General features: G+C 44.8%; 3 protein-coding genes. 2 read left to right on the top strand and 1 reads right to left on the bottom strand.

Translation table 11 applies throughout. The annotated features are described in order from the left end of the window. Together U9R42_14615 and U9R42_14610 are read left to right on the top strand one after the other, a co-directional pair. Positions 1-199, top strand: a 199-nt coding sequence (locus tag U9R42_14615; protein MEA3497257.1) for a hypothetical protein, incomplete at its 5' end; no start/stop codon positions are given. Positions 200-610: 411 nt separating this feature from the next. Then, positions 611-1,039, top strand: a complete 429-nt coding sequence (locus tag U9R42_14610; protein MEA3497256.1) for a hypothetical protein — start codon at positions 611-613, stop codon at positions 1,037-1,039. Between the two features lie 14 nt (positions 1,040-1,053). On the opposite strand, the gene U9R42_14605 is transcribed toward U9R42_14610, so the two are convergent. Then, a complete protein-coding gene (locus U9R42_14605; GenBank protein MEA3497255.1) occupies positions 1,054-1,347 on the bottom strand; it encodes a hypothetical protein in 294 nt (97 codons plus the stop codon). Positions 1,348-1,561: the final 214 nt, after the last annotated feature.

Below are 1,561 nucleotides of genomic sequence, written 5' to 3'. Positions count from 1 at the left end.
CGTACTCAAAGAGACCCTGAAGTCATTCAGCAGGTTTTCCTCCAAGCGGATTCAGTATGTAGCGCTTGGTATTGTCTGCGGCTTCTGCACATCCGGGATGGTTATGTTGTTGAAAAAACCTCTGGCAGTACAAGAGGGCGTGGCCAACTGGAAGCGTGGTTTCGCTGGCAGCGTGAGGATGCAGAAAAGGTTTTCTTAAAAATCATTAGGAGGAAAACAAAGCCGAATCGTAAACGTGTTTACAGTATGTGTTCGTCGTCTATGCAGCTTGAATTATTTCCTGAGAATTGATTCGAAAGCGTCAGGATGTCTCATGCCGATAAATGTAATACCGTCATGGCTCAAGTACTTTGTTATGGCGACAATTTTGACGATCTGCTGCTGGTCTGTAACAGGAACCTCTGATCGAACGAAACATGACAATACGGGCTGCTTGGCAAGCCATTCAGAATCCGGCGACAACATGTCGGCAAAGGTTGGTGCTAACATCAGACAATTTGTTTCCAACCCGCTGGAACCAGCCAGAGGCCAGGATAGCGGAACCGTGATATTGCGAGATGCTGGCAACAATTATTACCAGGATGAACCATGATATTTTGAGGAGTCATGTATGAATTCGATCACGCATGAAGAATACGAAGAGGCTGTCCACCTTATGACCGGCTTGGCCCAAACTGACACTTCTGGTGGAAGAGTAGCCGCCCAAGTTGTATTGAGTGCCTACAACGGCAGCGAGTGGCAACTTGACGTCGCCGACTTAAGTTTGCTGGATGGCAAATACTACCTGGCTGCCATCAATGTAATCCGTAGGCGAAAAGAACTGATGCTGGAACCGCACAATCTCATTGCCGACGGCCAGGAAGTTTTTCATCGGATCTGGGATCAGTGGAATCGATACCATATCAGCAACCGGTGGAAGCAGACCTGTTTTTCCTGCGACGGTCGAGGGGTGATAATCGAATATGACAACCATGATCGGGAAACGAGAACACCATGCAGACGGTGCAATAAAACAGGTCTCATTGCCGAGATAAGTTAATCATAGCAATGTGATTAAAAAATGAGCAAAGAGGAAAGGTCATCATCATTTCTGTGTATACAGCATTCAATCAACAGGACAGGGGAGATTTTTCCAGCGCACTTGTGGATAACCAGAGGGGAAATTGTGCGGGTCAATGGGCTCGTTTTTAATTGCTGTTTTTGGTGTACATAATTGACCAAGTCTTCCGCAAACAGCTTCATGAGCCGGGTATTTTTGGCGTCGGTAAGAGTCGGATGGATTTCTCGGAATTCAAAAGAAACTTCCGAAGCACAAAATTTTGTGGTATTTTTATCTTTTCTGCTCATTTTTTGTGAACCACACCTTGTTCGACTGTTCTCACTGTTAACGAGAGACACAGAATCTTTACGGCAGATATGAAATTGTTTAAATACACTCTTTTTTGTTTTAAATCACATGAACGGATGTGTCAAGACAATAATTTATTATTCGTCACACATATGTGGAGGTTTCAGTGGAAAGCGTTGGAGATCGGATCAAAGAACTACGTGGAGAAATGCA

This window comes from Bacteroidota bacterium, assembly GCA_034723125.1.
Taxonomy (GTDB): Bacteria; Bacteroidota; Bacteroidia; order CAILMK01; family JAAYUY01; genus JAYEOP01.
This window is presented reverse-complemented; position numbering and strand designations above follow the sequence as displayed.